Raw genomic sequence first — 20,525 nt, forward strand, 5'->3', positions numbered from 1 at the left:
TTTTTGTGTCCGGTTGATTTACTGCACGAGTTTGTTTTCCATCGTCGGTAATTGCCGGGTGATGCTCAATTGCCGCTCGGCGGCGTCGATGACCTCCATGGCGCTGATCCGCAGCAGTCCGGGTCCGGCCTCGGACGCGTGCGGATCACCGATCTCCCCGGCCCACAACACGATATGGGCGGTGCGCTCGGGCGGTGGGCCCGCCAGGACGGGGGAATTGGGCCCGAAGACGAGGACCGACGGCGTGCCGAACGCGGTGGCCAGGTGCCCGACGCCGGTATCGCCACTGATCACCAGCGCCGCGCCCGCGACCGTGGCGGCCAGCTGCCGCAGCGTGAGTTCGCCTGCCACCACGGCGGTTTCGGGCAACCCGGCGTGCTCGGCCACATAGCGCGCGAGCGGCAGCTCCGACGCCGTTCCAGTCACCAGGATCGCGTGACCGGCCGCGTGCAGCCGCGAGGCGACCGTGGCGAACCGTTCGGCGGGCCACTGCCGCGCCGGCGCGTTCGCGCCCGGATGGATCAGGACGTGGGTGCGCTGCCCGGATGTCTCCGGCGGCGGATCCAGCTCGATGCGGGCCGGATCCGCCGGAATCCCGGCCGATTCCAGCAGCCGGCACCAGCGCGCGGTCTCGGGCAGATCCTCCGGCCAGGCCGGACCGCGCACCAGCGGGAAGTCCGGGTGCCGAAAGGAGATGAGCTGCTCGGGATCGGTGGTGTCGAGATCGGCGATTCCCTCCGGGCCGGGGCCGTGCAGGTTCACCGCGCTGGTCGGCGGCGCGGCGTTCCAGCGCAGGTCCCCGAGGATCGGGGTGGCGTGCAGCTCGTCCACACAGCCGGTCAGATCGGCGATCGGGCGCAACCAGCCGGGCGCGGCCAGCACCAGCCGGTGATGCGGCCGGGCGGCCCGCAGGCCACGCAGTGCGGGCAGCGCGGTGAGCAGGCCGCCGAGGCCGCGCGCCCGCAGCACCAGGGTCACGGCCGTGTCTGCGGTCGAGTGCATGAAACAACGCCTCCCGGCGGTAGAGCTGGGGCTTTTCCTACTTCGGCACGAGGATGCCGGTCAGGTCGGCCTTGTTGATGGGGGTGTCCTTGTTGGCCTGGGCGGCGCACATCAATTCGATCGCGGTGATGGAGTTGTCGACGGTCTGATCGTTCGGCACGTCCTTCTGGCCCTGATCGTCTTCCAGGAACTTGGCCACCGTGGTGCGCTGCTTGTCCTTGTCCTGGGCGGTGAATTCGCTGCAGGGCGTGTCGCCGCCCTTGTTCACGGCCTTCTCCGCCTCGTCGCAGCCGGTGGCCATCAGGGCCAGTGCGGCCAGCGCGGCGGCCACGGCGGTGGTGCGGGATTTCAGGCGCTTGGTCATCGAATTCTCCTGTGCTTCAAGGGATTCAGAAACCGGCCAGGCCGGAGGCCAGGTCGGGCACGTCGAGGGCGCGCAGTACTTCCTCGCGGGTCTGCGGGCAGGCCGCGGTGGTGGCGGTGTCGATCACGCTGCGGTCGCGCACGATCAGATCGTTGAGCCCGCCGTTGCGCATCGCCCAGTTGTGCACGGTGCCGTTGAAGGCGACCCGGGCCAGCACGGCGGTCTGGCCCTGCCAATCGCCCAGTTCGTCACGGAACATGGTGCACAGCTGGTTCGCCGCGTCCGGGGTGATCTGATCCGGATCGGGGAGCTGTGAACTCTGCGAGGGGGAATTGAACGTCATCGTGATCTTGGGGTTCGTCGGCGTGGCCGGGCCCGCCGGCGTCTCGCCGGTCGGGCCCTGCACGCAGCCGGTGAGCAGCAGTGCCGCCGCGGCGGCCGGCACACCCAGGTAGCTGAGCTTCATCAGTGCCCGCGATCGTCACTCGCGAGCGTTTCCTGCTTGCGGACCCGGCGGTGCTCGGCCCAGACCAGGAACGTGCCGATGCCCAGGCACAGCACCGTCGCGATACCGCCGACGATCGCCCAGCCCTCGAAACCGTATCCGGCCGCGGTGACCGTCAGCGCGAGCCCGACGATGCCGAGCATCACCAGGATGATGCCGGGCCAGTTCCGGGAATCCTCGAGCGTCTCGCCCGCATGGCTGCGGGTCGTGCGTGCATGATCCGGGACGTCGTGTTCGCCAACCATAGGAAACTCCTTCTCGGCCGAACGGGTACACTGCCAGCGATACCCGGGTTCGGCTCGGTCAATCAGGGCGTTCACCGGGCAGCCAGGGAATCCGCGGGCTGCAATTCGTAGATCGCGTAGGCCGCGCGGATCACCGGCTCGGCCACATTACGCACCCGGATGCCGCCCGGGGTGGTGCCACGCTCGGTGCCGGCGTGCGCGTGTCCGTGCAGGGCCAGATCGACCCCGAACTCGTCGATCGGCTCGCCGAGCAGATACGAGCCGAGGAAGGCGTAGATCTCCGGCGGTTCGCCGTGCAGGGTGTCGCTGACGGGGGAGTAGTGCGTGAGCACGACCGTCACGTCGGTGTCCAGCTCGGCCAGCGCGCTGCGCAGCGATTCCGCCACATCCACGGTGTGCCCGGCGAATTCGCGCATCAGGCGCTCGCCGAAGATGCTCGCGCACTTGCCGGCGAAGCCGCCGCCGAAACCCTTGCAGCCGGCGATGCCCAGGGTGCGCCCGTCGATGTCGAGGGTGACCGAGGTGCCTTCCAGCACCGTGATCCCGTGCTCGCCGAGTATGTCGGTGATGGCGTCCTGCTGATCGCTGTGGTGATCGTGATTGCCCAGCACCGCGACCACCGGCAGGCCGAGATCGGCGAACTCGGCGGCCACCACCCGCGCCTCGTCCAGGGTGCCGTGCTGGGTCAGGTCGCCGGCCAGCAGCAGCGCGTCCGCGCGCTCCGGCAGTTCGCGCAGGACCGGCCGCAACTGCCCGGCCGATTCCGCACCCAGGTGTACATCCCCCACGGCCGCGATACGCATGGGCTCAGCTCCTTTCGGGCGCGGTGAGGTCTTCGGAGCCCTCGGGGGCGCAGGGCAGGGTGACGTGCACGTCGTTGTGGATGCGCGCCTGCGGCACCTGCTCCCGGATCACGGTCTCCATGGCTTGTTTGCGTTCGGCGCTGCTCACTTCGCCGCCCAGCACGACCACGTCACCGCGGATGGTGACGTGGATGCCGAGTTCGCAGGTGCGCGGATCCTCGGCGAGTGCGCGGCGCAGATGCGCGACGACGTATTGCGGTGTCTCCATCTACTCGGCTCCCTCGGTGTCGTTGCCCCCGTTACTGATTCCGGTGTCGGCCACGCCCAGATCGGCGAGCAGCCCGAGGAAGGCCCGGGCGTAGGGCGAGTGCTCGGTCTGGCGGCGCACCGCCGCCCAGTCCACCTGTTCGCGCAGATCGCGAGCGATGTGCAGGATCGGGCTCAGATCCAGCCGGTGCGCGTCGAAGACCAGCAGCTTGTCGACCATCAGATCGGTGCCGCTGACCACCGGCGCGGTGGTCGGCCCGATGCGCAGGCTCTCGGCGCGATCGAGCAACTCGTCGGTGACGTCCCGGTTGTTGGGCCGGAAGATGACGTCGATCAGAGTGTCGCCGTCGTAGACCTTGGTCAGCCAGTCCTCGGGCGGCTCGCACACCCGCAGACCGTCCGCGGCCAGCGCCTGCACCGCCGCGCCGGTGTCCTCGGGCTTGACGAAGATGTCCACGTCGTGATGGGTGGCCGGCCCACCGCGCGCGTACACCGCGCAACCACCCGCCACGGCGAACCGGATGCCGGTGCCGGACAGGGTGGTGACCGCGCGGGTCAGCGCGTGCAGCAGTTCCTCGGTGGTCGGGACCATAGGGCGGTGGTACCCGGCGTCCGCGCGGTTAATCGTGACCCGACCGGGTATAACGCGGATACCTCGCAGGTAGGAGGGTGCAGGTGCACGAGCACGACACCGGCGCGGATCGGAACCGGCAGGCCCGGACCGAGACCGAAACCGAACGGCTGGACCGCAACTGGGCGAATCTGATCCAGGAGTTGCGGGTGGTACAGACCGGTATCCAATTCCTGATCAGCGCGCTGCTCCTGCTGCCCTTCCAAGCCGCTTTCGCGCACCTCTCGCAGCCGCTGCGGCTGCTGTACCTGGTCACCGTGGCGGCGGCCGTCGGCGCGACGGTCTTCCTGGTCGCCCCCGTTTCCTGGCATCGCATCCTGTTCCGCCGCCACCGCCTGGGCAACGTCGTCGCGGCCGCGCACCGGTGCGCGCTGGCGGGGGTGGGACTGCTGGGTGTGGCCCTGACCGGGGCCGTCGTGCTCGTCTTCGAGGTGGTGGTGGCCGTGCCGTGGGCGGGCGCGCTGGCCGGAGTCGTGGTGGCGCTGCTGTTCGCGATCGCCTGGGTGATCACGCCGTGGCGGTGGCGCCGGGATTCCGAGCCGGGGCCCGCCCCGGGCGCGGACAGGTCCTGAGAGCTCAGCGGGCGTTGGCGACGGCGGGCAGCGGAGCCGCCGAGAGCGGGGGACTGCTGCGGATCGGGGTGGCGCGCTCGTAGGTCTCGAGGGTGTCGGCCGCGACGCGATCCCACGAGTACCGTTCTTCGGCCCGCCGGCTGCCGGCGGCGCCCCAGGCCGCGCGCTGCTGCGGATCGGCGAGCAGGGCCTGCACGGCGCGGGCGACGGTGGCCGGTTCGGGCGGCGCGACCAGGCGGCCGGTCACGCCGTCGACGACGGTGTCCAGCTGCCCGCCGACCGCGGTGGCCACGACCGGCTTCCCGCACGCCATGGCCTCCAGCGGGACCAGCCCGAAGGGCTCGTACCACGGGGTGCAGAGCACCACGTCGGCCGAGCGGTACAGCCGGGGCAGGGCGGCGTGCGAGACCGGGCCCAGCATTCGAAGCCGGTCCGCCACACCGTGTTCGGTCGCCAGGCGGCGCAGGCGGCGGGTCTCGGCGTCGTCGTCGAGGTCGTCGCCGACGGCGCCGCCCGCGATCACCAGCTCGGTCCGGGGCAGCTCCGCCAGGGTGCGCACCGCGAGATCGAAACCCTTGCGGCGCACCAGTCTTCCGACCGCCAGCACCCGGTGCGGCTGGTGCTTGACGGCGACCGTGCCGTCGGGGGTGAATCGGGCCAGGTCGACACCGCCGGGTACCACCGAGATCCGGAAGCGCGGCACGCCCATCCGGGCCAGCTCGGCGACCTCGTCGGCGCAGGTGGCCAGGACCTGGGTGGCGCGCGTCGCGATCAGCCGCTCGAAACGGATGCGCGGGCGCGGGCTGGTGTCGGCCAGGCCGTGGAAGCGCCGTTTGACGGTGCCGAGGCCGTGGAAGGACACCACCACCGGCAATCCGTGTGAGCGCGCGGCCAATTCGGCCGCGAGCGCCGACATCCAGAAGTGCGCGTGCACCACGTCCGGCCGCCGCAGACTCCAGTGCTTGCGCAGAAAAGTGCCGAATTCGCCCAGATGGGGCAGGATTTGGTCGCGCGGCAGCGGGCGCGGCGGCCCGGCCGGGACGTGCACCACCCGGTAGCCCTCGCGGGCCGGCACCACGGTCCGGGTATGCGGGTCCTGCCGGCGCGTGTACACCGTCACCTCGTGACCGGCGCGCACCAGCGCGGCCGCGAGCGCCGCGATGGCGACGGTGCGGCCACTGGCCGGGCCGCCGGCGAGTTCGGTTAACGGAGAAGCACATTCGGCCACCATCGCGATTTTCACGGCGGGACTCCTATCCACGGCGCCAGGCAGTCTGAGGCGGTTATGCCCCGTGACGTGCGCGGGCAAACCCCGGCGCGGGCCCGGCGGCGACGGCGCGCGGCGACTGTTTCCGTCCGGAAGCGCTCGCCGGGCCGATTCGGTGTACAGAACACAGTGGCCGTGCCAGACTGAGGAGAGGTTGAGACTACAGCCGACCCCGGTTCACAGCGAACGCCTCGACGAGGAGACGCTCGGTGCACGGTCGGCGGGAGCGTTCGCGACACGAGTTCGGTATCCAGCTCGCCGCTCATTTTCCCCGCAGTGGCCACACCCCTCGCACGAGCCGGAGATCCCCCCTGATTCTGGGAGGTATGTCATGCCTACGGATGCAGTAGTGCTGCACCCCCTGACGAGTGCGCACATGTCTACCGACGGCGTCGCCGACGACACCTCGAAGTCGCGGTTCCATCAGAGCCGCATGTGGTCGCAACGGGTCGATCGGCGCAAACGCAGTGTCGTGGTCCGGGTGGAGGGCGAACTCGACGCCGCCGTCTACCCGATGTTCCGGGCCACCCTGGACAACGCGATCGACGCGGGCGTGCCCGCCGTCGTGATCGATCTGCGGGCCACGCGCTTCGTCGCCCTGCGCGCGGCGGCCGGTCTCGCCACCGCCCGCGAGCGCGCCGCGTGCAACGGTGTGGACCTGCGCGTCGTCACCGGCAGGCCGGAAATCGAGCGCGCCTTCGAACTCACCGGAGTGCGGCCGATGTTCGCCTACTACCCCACGATGCGGGCGGCCCTCGACGCCTAGATGACGTTGGTCCCCGAACCGTCCGATCCACTCGTCCACACGCCGCGCGGCACGCATACTTGCGCTGTGATAGAGAGTGGATCGGTTCATGAGGTGAGCACGGAGTCCGAGGACTCGGTGGCCCTGGGCCGCGTGATCGGAATGGGCAAGCCGCAGAGCGTCGGCACCTTCCGGTACTGGTTCGACGACGAACGCTGGGAGTGGTCCGACGAGGTGGCGGAAATGCACGGGTATGCGCCCGGCACCATCACCCCGACCACGGAACTGCTGCTCACACACAAACATCCCGAAGATCGCGCGCAGGTCGCCAGCACGCTGGCCAAGACCGTCCAGCACGGCGACCCGTTCTCCAGCCGCCACCGCATCATCGACACCGCGGGCTCGGTGCATCACGTCATCGTCGTCGCCGACCGGCTGATCGAGCAGGACGGGCACGTCGCGGGCACGGCCGGGTACTACATCGATGTCACCGACACCCTCGAGGAACACCGCCGGGAAACCCTCGACGACACGCTGCCCGAGCTGTACGCGGCCCGCGCGGTGATCGAACAGGCCAAGGGCGCGCTGATGCTGGTCTACGGGATCAGCTCCGAGCAGGCGTTCAAGGTGCTCAGCTGGCGCTCCCAGGAAACCAACGTCAAGCTGCGCGCGCTGGCCGGGCAACTGGTCGCCGACATCGCCACCATGGTGCTGTCCACCGCGCACATGCGCACCGAATTCGATCACCTCCTGCTGACCGCGCACGAACGGATTCAGACGGGCAGCTGACCAGGTTCGTGTTTGCCCCGGCCCGGACCGGGTAAGCGCCTCGGTGAGGACGTCGCGGTTGGAGCATGGCGGGCAGCGCCAAGTAGCCGGACCGCGCAAACCGGCGGCGCGAACAAGGTGGTGATGGGCTATGGGGGAGTGGACTTCCCGATCCTCAACGAAGACGACCACGATCGGCGTGCGGTTACCAGCCCAGTTCGACCAGCTGACGATGCTGCGCGCACTCGCCGAAACCGTCTCGCTGATCGCCGATTTCGCGCTCGACGAGGTCACCGATATCCGGCTCGCCCTGGACGAGGTGGCCACGTCGCTGATCATGGAGGCGGTGCCCGACTCCGTGCTGGAGTGCGAATTCAGCTATGACGACCGGCAGATGTTCGTGCACGTCGCCTCGGTCGCGGCCTCCGACGCCGTGGTCGAGCAGGCCGGCTTCGGCTGGCACATCGTGCGCACGCTGACCGCGTCGATCGCGGCCGTGCAGGAGCCGTACGACGCGGCGCTCGGCGGGTATCCGACGATGGTGGACTTCAGCTGGGTACGAGGGGTGGCGGATGACGGGTGAGTCCAGATCGCCCGGCGACAGCTACGACAATATCGAGCCCCTCTTCGAGAAGATAGCCGCGCTGGCCCCCGACGACCCACGCCGGGAGCCCATGCGGGAAGAGCTGATTCAGCGCTGCCTGCCGCTGGCCGAGCACATCGCGCGCAAATTCTCCGGACGCGGGGAGATCTTCGACGATCTGCTCCAGGTGGCGCGGCTGGGGTTGGTGCAGGCCGCGGACCGGTTCGACGTGACCCGCGGGTCCTCGTTCCTGGCCTTCGCGGTGCCCACCATCATGGGTGAGGTGCGCCGGCACTTCCGCGACAACACCTGGGCGGTGCGAGTTCCGCGGCGTATCAAGGAGATTCAGCTCAGCATCGGCCCGACCATCGAGCAGATGTCGCAGCGGCTGGGCCGGGTGCCGCGGGCGCGCGAGATCGCGGCCGAACTCGACGTGGACCTGATGGAGGTCACCCAGGCGCTGATCGCGGGCAACGCCTACCAATCCCAGTCCATCGACGCCGTGGCCGGCGACGACATCGACAACGCGCCGCTGCCGCTGCTGGAAAGCCTGGGCGAGGAAGAGCCGTCCTACCACCTGGTGGAGGACTTCATGGCCGTCAAGCCGCTGATCGCGGACCTGCCCGAGCGCGAGCGTCAGGTGCTGATCATGCGCTTCTTCGAGAACAAGACCCAGACCGAGATCGCCGACGTGCTTGGCGTCTCCCAGATGCACGTCTCCCGGATCCTGTCCAAGACCCTGACCGCGCTGCGCGAGCAGGCCCTGCGCGACTAGCGCGGGATCGGCGGCGGGCCGGGAACCGGCGGCAGCGGCGGACGCGGATCGTCGGGATTGGGCGGCGCCGGGCTCGGATCCGGCGGCAGCGGCGGAATCGGGTTCGGTTCCGGGAACGGATCCGGCCCCGGTGTCGGCGGCACCGGCTCCGGACCCGGCAGGGGCGGCTGGGTGAGCCCTGGTTCGGGCTGCGGCGTATCGATCATGGTCCCCGGATACCCAGCGCGCGGGCGACAAACCCGGGCGAATCTCAGCTAACCGCGAGCGGCCGGTTTGCCGCGCGAGCGCATCGGGTACCTGAGTGGGAACCGGAATACCGCTGAGGGCGCTAAGGAGGGTCGGCATGGACCGCCAGCGACGACTAGTCGCCCGGAATACGCAGCCCGAAACGGCCGAAAGCCGGTCGTTGCACATCGAACAGCACACCGAAACACCCAGCGAGCGCGCCGACGGCACGATGGTCACGCGCAATCACGAGGTCATCCGCCGCTGGGCCGAACAGCGCGGCGCCCGCCCGGCCACCACCCCGTTCAGCGAGACCAACGGGCGGCTGGGCAATCTGCGTTTCGATTTCCCCGGCTACGGCGGCGCGATCCTGCAACCGGTGGAGTGGGAGCGGTGGTTCGACACCTTCGACGCCCGCCACTTCCGCTTCCTGTATCAGGACCGGCGCCCGGACGGCAGCCGGAGCAATTTCAATCGTCTGGAGACTCCACACGACGAGTGGTGAGACACGTCGGCTCGAACTATCTCTCCAGCAGGCGGGGCCCGTGATCCCAGGGATCACGGGCCCCGCTTCGTGCGTGCCGGCGGCTCAGGCCGTGGGCTGCGGGAGCAGCCGCGGCAGCACCGCCGCGCCGGCGGTGGCCGCGACCGCCGAGCTGGTGGCGATGCCCCAGCCCACCGGACCCAGTGGCGTGCAACCGAAGTAGTGGCACAGGCCCGGCGTCATGACGATGACCCCGAGCACGCCCGCGCTGGCGGCGGTGGTCACCCACACCAGCGGACTGGTGCGGCCGGAGAGCAGCGTCTGCCCGAGCTGAGTGCCGATCAGCGCGACCAGGCCGACGGTGGCGGCGCGCCGCCGAGTGCCGGTGTAGCGGGCGAGAGTCCAGGCGCCGGAGGCGCCCGCGGCGGTGGCGATGCCCCGGATCGCGATGGTGCGCGCCAATTCCGCGCCCAGCTGTGCGGGCGGGATCTGGGCGAGCTGAGCCGCGCGCTGGGCGGCGGCCGCGGCGGCGTCCGCGCCCGGATCCGGGCGGTCGCGGTCCGGCGCGAGCGCCAGTGCCAGCGCCGGGAACATGTCGGTGAGCATGTTCACGAGCAGGAACGGGCGGGTGCCCAGCGGCGCCGCGCCCGCGACGGCGGTGCCGTAGAGGGTGAACGCCACCTCGCCCGCGTTGCCGCCGACGAGGACGCCGACCGCGTTGTTGATGCGCTGCCACATCCCGCGACCCTCGACCAGGGCGTGCAGCAGCGCGGTCGGATCGGGGTCGGTGAGCACCAGGTCGGCGGCATTGCGGGCCGCGGCGGATCCGTGTGCGGCCAATCCGATTCCGATGTCGGCGCTGCGGATCGCGGCGGCGTCGTTGGCGCCGTCGCCGGTCATCCCGACCACGTGACCCGCGCGCCGCAGGCCCGCGACGATCCGTACCTTCTGCTCCGGGGTGACCCGCGCGAAAACGGTGCTGTGCTCGATCAATTCGGTCTGCGCCTGCTCGTCGAGGCGGTCCAGATCGGCGCCGGTGGCCACCCGCTCGGCCGCGATGCCGAGCTGCCGCGCCACCGCGGCCGCGGTCACCGGATGATCGCCGGTGATCATCCGGACGCTGATTCCGTTGTGCTGCAACGCGTCCACCAGCGGCCGCGACTGCGGGCGGGCGGTGTCGGCCAGGCCGAGGAAACCGAGCAGCGTGAGTTCGCCGATCGCGTCCTCGACGTCGTCCGGGCGATCGGAGAGATCGCGGCGGGCCACCACCAGCACCCGCAGCCCCTGCTCGGCCAGCGACCGCACCGTCTGCTCGGCCCGTTCGCGCAGGTCCGGCGGCAGCTCCTGCTTGCCGTCTGCGGTGCGCAGGCGGGTGCAGCGCGGAAGCACCACCTCGGGCGCGCCCTTGACCACCAGGCGCAGCCGGCGCGTGGTGTGGCCCAGGGCGGCGGCGTAGCCGCGATTGGATTCGAAGGGGATCTCATCGATCGGATCCCAGGCGCGGGCGTCGTCGCCGAGGACTTCCGCGGCGTCGAGCACCGCGCGGTCGGTCGCGTGCAGCACGGGACCGTCGGCAGGGTCGGGGCAGGCGCGGGCGGCCGCGCGCAGCAGCCGGCGCGCGCTGTCGGAATCGGCGTCCGGTTCCCACTGGTCGTGCAGATCGGCCAGCGTGGTCAGGCGCAGGCGGCCCTCGGTGAGGGTGCCGGTCTTGTCGAAGCACAGGGTGTCCACCCGGCCCAGCGCCTCCACCGTGCGGCTGGCCCGCACCAGAACCCCGTAGCGTGAGAGCCGCCGCGCGGCCGCCAGCTGCGCGACCGTGGCCACCAGCGGCAGCCCCTCCGGCACCGCCGCCACCGCGACGCCGACACCGTCGGCGATGGCGGTGCGCAGCGTGCGTCCGCGCAGCCCGCCGAGGACCGTGACGGCCGCGCCACCGGCCAGGGTGAGCGGCAGCGCCCGCTGGGTCAGCCGCCGCAACTGCGCTTGCACACCACCCTTTTCGGGCGGCACCGCACCCGCCGCGGCCCGGCCCGCCTGCGTTTCCGCGCCGACCGCGACCACCACCGCCAGCCCCGCGCCGCTGACCACCGTGCTGCCCTCGAACACCATGCAGGCCCGATCGCCGAGCTCCGCGCCCGGGGTCGCGGCCAGATCCTTGGGCACGGTGATGGATTCACCGGTAAGGCCCGACTCGTCGAGCTCGAGATCGTCGGCCAGCAGCAGCCGGGCGTCCGCGGGGACGACATCGCCGCCGCGCAGGGCGATGAGATCGCCGACCCGGAGCTGACGCGCGGGCACCTGCGCGCCGCGCAGAGCCTTGTCGGAGAGATCGATGCCTTGCAGATCGCGGGTGCGCAGGCCGCGTGGCGCTGCGGTTTCACCGGTGCGTGTCGGTGCGGTCTCGTTGGCCGTTTCGGACCGGGACGTGGGTGGCAGCGCGCGTGCGCGGTCGGATGCAGCCGTAGCGGAGTCCGGTTCTAGGTCTACCGACTCGGCCTCTGAGCGTTGATCGCGTTGGTCGGCTGCGGTGTCGGCCTCCGAGCGCTGATCGCGTTGGTCGGTTCCGGTCTTGGCCTCCGAATGCTGATCGGCGGCGATGCGTGCCGATGCGTTGTCGCGCAAATGGATTGCGTCCACCAGGCGTGCGGTGAGTTCCTCGCCGGCCAGTAGATGGTCGAGGGCGTTTTCGGCGCGCTGGCGCTGACGGGCGGAGACGACGGCGTTCACGGTGAGGACCGAGGAGAGCAGGATCGCGTCCGAGGGGGAGCCGAGGATGGCGGTGGCGACCGCGCCCACGCCGAGGATCGGGGTCAGGGGGTCGGCGAGTTCGTTGCGGACGTGCTTGCCGAAGGACAGGACCGGGGCGAGCGGGGCCAGCAGTTGGTCGCGGGCGGAGCGGCGCGGCGCGGTCCGCTCGGCCAGCGGCTGCGGATCCGGCAGGCGGGAGAGCACCTCGTCGGGTTCCAGTGCGTGCCAATGCAATAGCGGGGCCAGGGCGGCCGCGGGAGTGCCGCGCACCGCCTGCCAGCCGCTGAGCGCGCCGTTGGCCAAGCCGAGCACCTGCGCGGTGAGCATGGGGGAGGTGCGGCCGCGTCGCTGCGGCCCGGTGGCCAGCAGCAGCGCGCCCAGCGCGGCCCCGGACAGCGCCAGCGCGCGCCCGCGTTCACTCGTGGCGCGCGCGGGCGCGACCGCCGCGAGAATGCGCCGCACCTGGCTCAGATCCCGGCACACCACGTCCGCGCTCCACGGCAGCCGCAAGCGCTCACCCTCCCTGCCGCACAACCCGATTCCGGCGTCGGCCCACGCCAGCGCCTTGTGCGCCCGCGGGCTCAGCACCGCCACCACATGCCCGTTCTCCTGCAATTTGTGCACGCATTTGCTCAGCGACACCCCCGTATCGATGAATTCGTCCGCCAGCGAACGCAGTTCGGCCCCATCGGCCCCCGCGGCGAGCACCACCCGCAGCCCGGCGCTCCGTGCCGCAGTCAGCAGCGCATGCGCGTGCCGATCGAGCTCCCGCCCGATCAGCACCCGCCCCACCACCCGCGAGCCCTCCCGCAACTCCCGCCACGCCGGCCGCGCCGTCGCCCCCTGATCCGGCTTCCCACTATCGGGGTGCACCAGCCGCAACCGCGCGCCGATCCCATCCGCGCTCTGCCCGGTGGACTCCCCGGCCATGCCGGACTCGGCGCTCACGCCTCGATCGGTGGATCCGGCCTCGGCGCTGCCCGGCTGTCGACCGCCAGCTTCGGCGGTGCGCGAGTCCCGGCTGGTGGCGGGCCGCTCCCTCGGGGCCTCCTCGGACTCGGTGTCCGCAGCACCGCCACGCGCGCCGGAATCGGGACGGACAGCGCCGTTTTCGTCCGCCGCCGCCCGCAGCAGCCGCTGCGCGGCGCTCCACACGTGCGCGGCGGCGCGTTGGTCGTCTTCTGCCGCTTCGGATTTCGCGTCGGGCCGATCGCGCCAGCGCGGGTCGAGGGCCTCGGCCTCGAGGACGACGCGGCGGGAGGTCAGCAGGGCCTCGCCGTCGATCACGATCGTGGTGAGCCGATCCAGGCGGCGCCACATCGCCGGGTACAGCGTGAGCACGCCCGCTCGGGCCAGGGTGGTCGACACCGCCGCCGCGTACGCTTCGCGTGCCGCGCGTGCCGCCTTCGGTGCACCCAGGTGCAGGGCGTCGGCGGCCTCGGCGGCGCGGGCGCTGCCCGCGAAGGCGGTCGCGCCGAACAGCGCGCCCGCCGCGGTCTCGTCCGCGACCCGCTCCACCGGGCCGGGCGGCAGCTCGCAGGGGCGGGTGTGCGGGGGCAGCGGTGTGGCCACGCCGGGGCTGCCGGTGGCGGCCAGTTCCGCCTCCCAGGCCCGCCAGCGCTGGTTGCGGGCCAGCGCCTCGGTCAGTGTCGCGGTGCGCTGCACGGTGTCGACCAGCAGGTTCGCCACGCTCTCGGCGGCGCTGTCGTTGACCGCGTTGCCGAAGGCATTGGTCAGCGCGAGCACGAGATCCGCCCGCGTGCGCCCCAATCGAGCCTCGATCACGCGCCGCACCCGGGGCTGGGTATCGATGACGGCGGCGACGCCGCGCAGCGCGCGCAGCGGCGGCTGGAACGGCAGCACCAGCCCCACGGTCGAGATCGCGAGCGCCGCCAGATCACCCGCGACCTGGATTCCGGCCGCCAGCAGCGGTTCTCGATCGGCCGGGAACTCGGTGCGCCGGCTCCAGCCGAGGTCGGCGACATCGGCGTCCTCCTCGATCTGCTCGACGACGTGCAGCAGTTCGGGCAGGTCCTCGGCACCGTGGGCGAGTTCGGCGGCGATCCGCCCGGTCACGGTGTTGAGTTTCCACTCCCGCACGGCGGGGTGGTGCTCGAGTTCCCGCTCCAGTTCCGGGACGAGTTCGGCGTGCTTGCCGGTCGCCAGGCCGTGCACCTCGATCGAGGCGCGGTCCTCGTGCACGGCCACGCGGCGTTGCGTGCGTTCGGGACTCGGGTCCAGCAGAGCGCCCAGCTCGGAACGCAACTGCTCCGGCGCGAGCGCGGTGAGACCGTCCGCCGCGGCCCGGCCGCCGGATGCCAAGGCCTGTATGGGTATTTCGGCGACCTTGAGACCCATTCCCAGGGCGAACAGTGAACCGCCGCGGAGCGTTTCCGACATCGTGCTGCGCAGTGAGAAGGCCATAGTGGGCAGCTACCCAGGGGCGCATGCGGCAAACGGGGCGAAAAGCATTGTCCTTACTCCGCTTTCACGGCGGAGTCCACCCTCCAGCGGCGGAATTCACACGATATTCCAAGGTTCGCCCGATTGTGGCCAAGCTCACCGCGAACTTGCATTCCGAGCGGGTATCAGCACAGGGTTGGAGATAGCCAGCAACTAACCCGCCTGTTACAAGGGGTTTACCGAACGACCGGTTCGGGTATCCCCCGGGTTGGCAAGTTGCTCGAAGGCGGAATGTCGCGTCGGTATGGGGATGCGAGTTTCCGTACTGACGTGGTCCGCTCTGGCAAGGGATGAGGACCTTTTGAGCACCAACCTGATGATCGTTGACGAGGACGAGAAAGTCAGGGGCGAATTGCGCCTGGCGATGGAGGACGAGGGCTACGACGTTTCCGAGGCGAACGAGGCCGAAGACGCACTGTCCTACCTGCGCAGCAAGGGCGTACCGGATGTAATGATCGTCGAGTTGATGCTCGGCGACATGGATGGCTTCGACTGCATCCGGGAGATCCGCCGCGAGCACGACGTGCCGATCATCGTCATCAGCTCCCGCGACGACACCCACGACGTGGTGGCCGCGCTGGAGGCCGGTGCCGACGACTTCGTCACCAAGCCGTTCGAGATCAAGGAGATCTCCGCCCGCATGCGCGCCCTGCGCCGCCGGGCCCGGCTGACGGCCGAACGCGACGCTCCGCGCGAGATCGTGCTCGACGCCCTGCCCGACGCGCCGCTGGTGCTCACCCCCGATTCCGGCGCCGTCCGGCGCGGAACCGAGGAGATCCACCTCACCATCACCGAATTCCGGCTGCTTTGTGAACTCGCCGAAACGCCCGGGCGGGTGCTCTCGCGCGCACTGCTGCTCGAACGCGTCTGGGACGACGGCTTTTTCGGCGATGAGCGCATCGTCGACGTTCACATCCGCCGGCTCCGCACCAAGATCGAACGCGATCCGTCCGACGCACGCATCGTGGTCACCGTCCGTGGCCTTGGCTACCGCCTGGATGTCCAAGGCTAGAACCCACCGGGAATCCCGCTAACCGGCCGCGTGCCGGTAGTTCGTGATGCCCTCTGACCAGGCGATGTTTCCTGTTCGTAACACAACCGCAAAGAGTTCGACACGTTCACCGCAAAGTTCGCTCGCAAAGCTGTGTAAGTACTGCAGACCCGAAGAGGGAGATGTATGTCCACACCAACACTGCCCACGCTCGACGACGGCACTATTGCTGAAATCGACCGCCTCGCCGCCCCGGTCATGCGCGCCCCGCGCGTCGGCGACGCCGCGCAGATCTGGCGAATCGCCAAGGATTCGCAAGTGCTCGACACCAACTCGAGCTACGCCTACCTGCTGTGGTGTCGCGATTTCCACGGATCCTCCGTGGTGGCCGAGGTCGACGGCCGAGTCGTGGGATTCGTCATCGGATTCCTGCGGCCCGAGGCCCCGGACACCGTGTTCGTGTGGCAGGTGGCCGTCGAGCAGGCCCAGCAGGGGCTGGGCACCGGCACCGAGATGATTCAGCATCTGCTCGACACCGTTGCCCCGCACGGGGTTTCGGTTCTGGAAACCACCATCGCGCCGGACAACCCCGGTTCCATCGCGATGTTCTCCTCGGTGGCTCGGCGTCGTGGCGCCCAGATCACCAAGTCCGCGATGTTCGATCCGGAGTTGTTCCCGGACAGCCACGAAGCCGAAGACCTATATCGCATTGCCCCGATCGATCAGGAGGCCCGAAAGTGATTACCGCCGAGACGACCATTTTCGACGAGCTGGAATCCAACGTCCGCGGCTACTGCCGTTCCTGGCCCGCGGTGTTCACCACCGCCAAGGGCGCCTGGCTGCGCGACGAGGACGGCAAGAAGTACCTGGACTTCTTCGCCGGCGCCGGCGCGCTGAACTACGGCCACAACAACGACGTGCTCAAGAAGCCGCTGCTGGACTACATCGCCAGTGACGGCATCACGCACGGCCTGGACATGTCCACCGGCGCCAAGCGCAAGCTGCTCGAAACCATGCGCGACACGATCCTGACGCCGCGCAACCTCGACTACAAGGTGCAGTTCCCCGGCCCGACCGGCGCGAACGCCGTCGAGGCGGCGCTCAAGCTGGCCCGCAAGGTCACCGGCCGCCAGACCATCCTGAGCTTCACCAACGCCTTCCACGGCATGACTCTCGGTGCGCTCTCGGTCACCGGCAACGCCGCCAAGCGCGCCGGCGCCGGCGTGCCGCTGGTGCACGCCGCGCACATGCCCTACGACGGCTACTTCGACAACACCACCCAGGACTTCCAGTGGATGGAGCGGGTGCTCGACGACACCTCCTCGGGCTTCGACCGCCCGGCCGCGGTGATCGTGGAGACCGTTCAGGGTGAGGGCGGCGTCAACGTGTCCCGCGCGGAATGGCTGCGGCACCTGGCCGGGCTGTGCGCGGCCCGCGAGATCCTGCTGATCGTCGACGACGTGCAGATGGGCTGCGGCCGCACCGGCCCGTTCTTCTCCTTCGAGGTGGCCGGCATCACACCCGACATCGTGACGCTGTCCAAGTCGATCGGCGGCTACGGTCTGCCGATGGCGCTGGTGCTGTTCAAGCCCGAGCACGACGTCTGGTCGCCGGGTGAGCACAACGGCACCTTCCGCGGCAACAACCCGGCCTTCGTCACCGCCGAGGCCGCGCTGTCGCACTACTGGTCCGACGACACCCTGCAGCTGGCCACCGAGGCCAAGGGCAAGCGGGTCAACGAGGCACTGAGCCAGGTCGCCGAGTACTTCCCGGGCCTGTCCACCCGTGGTCGCGGGCTGGTGCAGGGCATCGCGTTCGACGATCCGTCGCAGGCCGGCAAGGTCGCCCAGGTGGCCTTCGAGCGCGGGCTGCTGGTGGAGACCTCGGGCTCGAGCGACGAGGTCGTCAAGCTGCTGCCCCCGCTGACCATCACCGACGAGGAACTCGATCTGGGCCTGCACCTGCTCACCGGCGCCATCGACACGGTGTGCACCGGCTGGCAGCGCCTGCACCACCTGGGTAAGGACGGCAACCAGTGATCGTTCGGACCACCGCGGAGATCACCGGCACCGACCGCGACGTCGGCGCCGAGGGCTGGCGCTCCAAGCGCATCGTCCTCGGCGGCGACCGGGTCGGGTTCTCCTTCCACGAGACCACGATCGAGGCCGGCACCACCCACGTCTTCCACTACCAGAACCACGTCGAAGCGGTGTGGCTGGTGGAGGGCGAGGGCACGCTGACCGACCTCGACAACGACGTCACCTACCCGCTGGCCCCCGGCACCATGTATCTGCTCGACGGGCACGAGAAGCACCGCCTCGAAACCCGGACGCGGATGCGGATGCTGTGCGTGTTCAATCCGCCGGTCACCGGAAAGGAAGTCCACGACGAGAACGGCGTCTACCCGCTGGTGGTCGTCGACGACAACTGAGGGAGGTAACGAATGGTGTTGCAGCACACCGTTGAGACGGACCTGCTGGACAACTACCCGACTCGCATGGGCGGTCCGATCCGGCATGTGGAGCGGATGGACCCCACGGTGTGGGGCCAGATCGGCACCGAGGCGCTCGCCTCGTTCGGCACCGACGGTTACGCTGTGCTCGACGCCCTGCTCAGCCCCGCCGAGGTGGCCGAGTTCAGCGCCGAGATCGCCCGCCTGGCCACCGATTCCGCTCTCGCGGAGGACGATCGGGTGATCCGGGAGCGCTCTTCGAATCGGGTGCGCTCGGTGTTCGAGGTGCACAAGCTCAGTGCCGCCGTCGCCGATCTGGTGCGCCAGTCCCGGATCACCGGGCCGGCCCGCGAGGTGCTCGGCTCGGAGGTGTACCTGCATCAGACCAGGATCAACTACATGCCCGGGTTCCGCGGCAACGGTTTCTACTGGCACTCCGATTTCGAGACCTGGCACGCCGAGGACGGCATGCCCGCGCCGCGTGCGGTGAGCCTGTCGATCGCGCTGACCGACAACTATCCGGTCAACGGCAGCCTGATGGTGATGCCCGGCTCGCACCGCACCTTCGTGCCGTGTCAGGGCACCACGCCGGCCGAGAACTACCGGGAGTCGTTGCAGGAGCAGGAGATCGGCGTGCCCACGCCCTCGGACATCGCGGTGCTGGCCGAACGGCACGGCATCACGCAGTTCACCGGGCGGGCCGGCTCGGCGCTGCTGTTCGATTCCAACATCATGCACGGGTCGTCGAACAACATCACTCCCTATCCGCGCTCGAACATCTTCCTGGTGTTCAACAGCGTGGAGAACACCCTGGTGGAGCCGTTCGCGGCGCCGGGCCGCCGGCCCGGCTACATCGCCGCGCGCGATTTCACCCCGGTGTAGAACTCCGCTGTCCCGCGTGCGCCTCGGTCGTCGGGGCGAGAGGCGCACGCGGGCAGCGGTTCACGCGTAGATGTCCAGGGTGACGGTCAGCGTCGCCAATCGGGTGTCCAGCCCGAGGTCGGAGACGCGGCGCTGCAGATCGTGCCGCACGGCCGGCATCAGCAACGCCCACACCTCGCCGAACAGCGCCTGGGTGTCGACATCGGCTTCGGCCAGCAGTCGCAGCAGCGCCGGCCAGATCCGCGCCTCGGTGGCCGCCCCGGGCACCGCGAGCAGCGTCGGATCGGTCAGGTCCGCGATCATCGCCGTGACCTGGCGCTGCACGGCGAAATCTGCGCGTTCGATCCAGCTCAGCAGGCCCCGCCACAGCGCGGGCTCGTCCGCGCCCTCCAGCGCGGCCACCACCTTCGACAGGCGTGCGTGATCGCCCACCACGGGATTGGCGGCCAGGCTGTCCAGCGCCGACGGGCGCAGATTGCCGGCGAAGCGCAGCAGCTCGGGTACCGAGCCCGCGTCGATGGCGGTCTCGATCAGTTCGGTGATAGCACTGGCCGCGCCGAATTCGAACATGAGCTCGCCGACCGCGCCGACCACGTCGCTGTCGCAGCGGGCGAACACCGACAGCGCGGCCAGGCGCAGTTCGGCCGAGCCCTCCAGCACCGAGGTCACCATCCGCGGTATGCGGTGTGAGCGCCCGTGCAGCAGCTGGCGCATGACGCCGCTGAGATTCTCGCCCGAGTACGCGTAGGCCGCCGAGCGGATCAGGCCCTCGTCGTCGGGGACGCCCGCCTCGATGGCGCGGATCAGCGCCGGGGTGGCGTAGGCGAGGAACGGGCCCGCCGTGACGTAGTCGCCGCGGCGGAGCACCTCGTTGGTGATGCGCACGATCGGTTCCGGCGGCGCCACGTCGGCGAGCTGCCCGACGGTGTGCGGGTCCAGATAGGGTGCGCAGTCCGCGGCGTAGCCGGGCTCCAGCATCCAGACGGCATCCGCGGCTTTTTTGGGATACTTCACACCCACGGCGCCCGCCGCTCTACCGGTCATCATGGGCGGAACGAGCTTCTGCACCAAGGGAATCGAGATACTCAGCGGAATCACCGGCACGAGTTTGCCGATCCGCTCGAAGGTCGCGGCGTGCTGGGCGAAGATCACCGCCGCCATGCGCTGTTGCAGCTCGTGCAGGGCCGCGGCGCCGAGCCGCTCCAGATGTGCCAGCCGTTCGGCCGGCACGTGCAAGGTCCGGGCGAGCAGGACCAGTTGCGCGTGGGTGACCAGATCCGCCATCAGCCGAGCCGATTGCCGAACATGATCTTCTTCGCGGGGGTGCGCAGCGGCCAGGGCAGGGTGCCCACGACGCTGTCCACGGATTCGTTCAGCATGGCCGCCTCGATCCGCCGCGCTGTCCGGAAGGTCATCAGTAATTCGCGAATGTCGTTGTCGGAGAGCAGATCCAGGGCGGCCAGTGGACCACCCAGTTCGCGTTCCAGTTCGGCTCTGGCGGTCATGGTTCTCCCGTTCTGCTCATCCTCGCGAACAACACTGCGCGCGTGGATATCTCGATCATATTCTGCCGGGAGGAACAGAAGCTGAGACTTTTCGCGCGCGGCGGGGTATTGACACGCCCGCGGCAATCGCCGAGCAAAGAGATCGGCTCTTGACGTTGCTGTTACCGGTGCGTACAAATACTTGCACACGCCGATCTGTCTGCACCTGGAGATCGGCCGACAGAAATGCACACCATTGATAACCGATG

At 69.9% G+C, this 20,525-nt stretch carries 23 protein-coding genes; 11 read left to right on the forward strand and 12 right to left on the reverse strand.

The window, feature by feature from the left end; translation table 11 throughout:
* Positions 1-18: 18 nt before the first annotated feature.
* The 7 genes from AB0I43_RS00915 to AB0I43_RS00945 all read right to left on the reverse strand — a co-directional run bounded on the left by AB0I43_RS00915 (position 19) and on the right by AB0I43_RS00945 (position 3,778).
* Entirely contained in the window at positions 19-1,002 is a 984-nt protein-coding gene (locus AB0I43_RS00915; RefSeq protein WP_356972279.1) for a glycosyltransferase family 9 protein, read from the reverse strand.
* 37 nt (positions 1,003-1,039) lie between these two features.
* Positions 1,040-1,366 (reverse strand): hypothetical protein, encoded by a 327-nt coding sequence (locus tag AB0I43_RS00920; protein WP_356972281.1) that lies wholly within the window; start codon positions 1,364-1,366, stop codon positions 1,040-1,042.
* Between the two features lie 25 nt (positions 1,367-1,391).
* Positions 1,392-1,832, reverse strand: coding sequence for a hypothetical protein (locus AB0I43_RS00925; RefSeq protein WP_356972283.1), 441 nt, complete (start codon positions 1,830-1,832; stop codon positions 1,392-1,394).
* Positions 1,832-2,116, reverse strand: a complete 285-nt coding sequence (locus AB0I43_RS00930) for a hypothetical protein (RefSeq protein WP_356972284.1) — start codon at positions 2,114-2,116, stop codon at positions 1,832-1,834. Before AB0I43_RS00930 ends, AB0I43_RS00925 begins: the two co-directional genes overlap by 1 nt.
* A 71-nt stretch (positions 2,117-2,187) precedes the next feature.
* On the reverse strand, positions 2,188-2,919 hold the full coding sequence (locus AB0I43_RS00935) for a metallophosphoesterase (protein WP_356972285.1): 732 nt from the start codon (positions 2,917-2,919) through the stop codon (positions 2,188-2,190).
* 4 nt (positions 2,920-2,923) lie between these two features.
* The gene (locus AB0I43_RS00940) at positions 2,924-3,187 is read right to left on the reverse strand and encodes a BON domain-containing protein (RefSeq protein ID WP_356972286.1); all 264 of its coding nucleotides are present in this window, start codon (positions 3,185-3,187) and stop codon (positions 2,924-2,926) included.
* The gene (locus tag AB0I43_RS00945; protein ID WP_356972287.1) at positions 3,188-3,778 is read right to left on the reverse strand and encodes a nucleotidyltransferase family protein; all 591 of its coding nucleotides are present in this window, start codon (positions 3,776-3,778) and stop codon (positions 3,188-3,190) included. It abuts the gene before it with no gap.
* 83 nt (positions 3,779-3,861) lie between these two features.
* On the opposite strand from AB0I43_RS00945, the gene AB0I43_RS00950 reads away from it, so the two are divergent.
* Positions 3,862-4,389, forward strand: a complete 528-nt coding sequence (locus tag AB0I43_RS00950) for a DUF6328 family protein (RefSeq protein ID WP_356972288.1) — start codon at positions 3,862-3,864, stop codon at positions 4,387-4,389.
* A 4-nt stretch (positions 4,390-4,393) separates the two neighbouring features.
* Here AB0I43_RS00950 and AB0I43_RS00955 read toward each other — a convergent pair whose 3' ends face one another.
* Positions 4,394-5,632: a glycosyltransferase gene (locus tag AB0I43_RS00955; RefSeq protein WP_356972289.1), complete on the reverse strand. Its 1,239-nt coding sequence runs from the start codon at positions 5,630-5,632 to the stop codon at positions 4,394-4,396.
* A gap of 400 nt (positions 5,633-6,032) precedes the next feature.
* Here AB0I43_RS00955 and AB0I43_RS00960 point away from each other — a divergent pair, with 400 nt between their 5' ends.
* The 4 genes from AB0I43_RS00960 to AB0I43_RS00975 all read left to right on the forward strand — a co-directional run bounded on the left by AB0I43_RS00960 (position 6,033) and on the right by AB0I43_RS00975 (position 8,527).
* On the forward strand, positions 6,033-6,422 hold the full coding sequence (locus AB0I43_RS00960; RefSeq protein WP_356972291.1) for an STAS domain-containing protein: 390 nt from the start codon (positions 6,033-6,035) through the stop codon (positions 6,420-6,422).
* A 141-nt stretch (positions 6,423-6,563) separates the two neighbouring features.
* Positions 6,564-7,190 carry a PAS and ANTAR domain-containing protein gene (locus AB0I43_RS00965; protein WP_356973112.1) on the forward strand — a complete coding sequence of 209 codons (627 nt, stop codon included), beginning with the start codon at positions 6,564-6,566 and terminating at the stop codon, positions 7,188-7,190.
* Between the two features lie 178 nt (positions 7,191-7,368).
* Positions 7,369-7,752: an anti-sigma factor gene (locus tag AB0I43_RS00970; RefSeq protein ID WP_356972292.1), complete on the forward strand. Its 384-nt coding sequence runs from the start codon at positions 7,369-7,371 to the stop codon at positions 7,750-7,752.
* On the forward strand, positions 7,742-8,527 hold the full coding sequence (locus AB0I43_RS00975; protein ID WP_356972293.1) for a SigB/SigF/SigG family RNA polymerase sigma factor: 786 nt from the start codon (positions 7,742-7,744) through the stop codon (positions 8,525-8,527). The genes AB0I43_RS00970 and AB0I43_RS00975 overlap by 11 nt, the downstream gene beginning before the upstream one ends.
* On the opposite strand, the gene AB0I43_RS00980 is transcribed toward AB0I43_RS00975, so the two are convergent.
* Positions 8,524-8,733 (reverse strand): hypothetical protein, encoded by a 210-nt coding sequence (locus tag AB0I43_RS00980; RefSeq protein WP_356972294.1) that lies wholly within the window; start codon positions 8,731-8,733, stop codon positions 8,524-8,526. The genes AB0I43_RS00975 and AB0I43_RS00980 overlap by 4 nt on opposite strands.
* Before the next feature lie 137 nt (positions 8,734-8,870).
* On the opposite strand from AB0I43_RS00980, the gene AB0I43_RS00985 reads away from it, so the two are divergent.
* Positions 8,871-9,257, forward strand: a complete 387-nt coding sequence (locus AB0I43_RS00985; RefSeq protein ID WP_356972295.1) for a hypothetical protein — start codon at positions 8,871-8,873, stop codon at positions 9,255-9,257.
* A gap of 84 nt (positions 9,258-9,341) precedes the next feature.
* On the opposite strand, the gene AB0I43_RS00990 is transcribed toward AB0I43_RS00985, so the two are convergent.
* Positions 9,342-14,408 (reverse strand): cation-translocating P-type ATPase, encoded by a 5,067-nt coding sequence (locus AB0I43_RS00990; protein WP_356972296.1) that lies wholly within the window; start codon positions 14,406-14,408, stop codon positions 9,342-9,344.
* Positions 14,409-14,748: 340 nt separating this feature from the next.
* Between AB0I43_RS00990 and AB0I43_RS00995 the strand changes: the two genes are divergently transcribed.
* The 5 genes from AB0I43_RS00995 (at position 14,749) to thpD (ending at position 18,772) form a co-directional block, all read left to right on the forward strand.
* Positions 14,749-15,459, forward strand: a complete 711-nt coding sequence (locus tag AB0I43_RS00995; RefSeq protein ID WP_356972297.1) for a response regulator transcription factor — start codon at positions 14,749-14,751, stop codon at positions 15,457-15,459.
* A gap of 237 nt (positions 15,460-15,696) precedes the next feature.
* Positions 15,697-16,179 (forward strand): diaminobutyrate acetyltransferase, encoded by a 483-nt coding sequence (gene ectA / locus AB0I43_RS01000; RefSeq protein WP_357431154.1) that lies wholly within the window; start codon positions 15,697-15,699, stop codon positions 16,177-16,179.
* Positions 16,176-17,477, forward strand: coding sequence for a diaminobutyrate--2-oxoglutarate transaminase (gene ectB / locus AB0I43_RS01005; protein WP_356972298.1), 1,302 nt, complete (start codon positions 16,176-16,178; stop codon positions 17,475-17,477). The genes ectA and ectB overlap by 4 nt, the downstream gene beginning before the upstream one ends.
* Positions 17,474-17,869, forward strand: coding sequence for an ectoine synthase (locus AB0I43_RS01010; protein ID WP_356972299.1), 396 nt, complete (start codon positions 17,474-17,476; stop codon positions 17,867-17,869). Before ectB ends, AB0I43_RS01010 begins: the two co-directional genes overlap by 4 nt.
* Before the next feature lie 66 nt (positions 17,870-17,935).
* Positions 17,936-18,772, forward strand: coding sequence for an ectoine hydroxylase (gene thpD / locus AB0I43_RS01015; RefSeq protein WP_356973115.1), 837 nt, complete (start codon positions 17,936-17,938; stop codon positions 18,770-18,772).
* Positions 18,773-18,832: 60 nt separating this feature from the next.
* Here thpD and AB0I43_RS01020 read toward each other — a convergent pair whose 3' ends face one another.
* On the reverse strand, positions 18,833-20,056 hold the full coding sequence (locus AB0I43_RS01020; RefSeq protein WP_356972300.1) for a hypothetical protein: 1,224 nt from the start codon (positions 20,054-20,056) through the stop codon (positions 18,833-18,835).
* Positions 20,056-20,277 (reverse strand): hypothetical protein, encoded by a 222-nt coding sequence (locus tag AB0I43_RS01025; RefSeq protein ID WP_356972301.1) that lies wholly within the window; start codon positions 20,275-20,277, stop codon positions 20,056-20,058. The genes AB0I43_RS01020 and AB0I43_RS01025 overlap by 1 nt, the downstream gene beginning before the upstream one ends.
* Positions 20,278-20,525: the final 248 nt, after the last annotated feature.

Source organism: Nocardia sp. NPDC050435 (assembly GCF_040655395.1).
In the GTDB taxonomy this organism is placed as follows: Bacteria; Actinomycetota; Actinomycetes; order Mycobacteriales; family Mycobacteriaceae; genus Nocardia.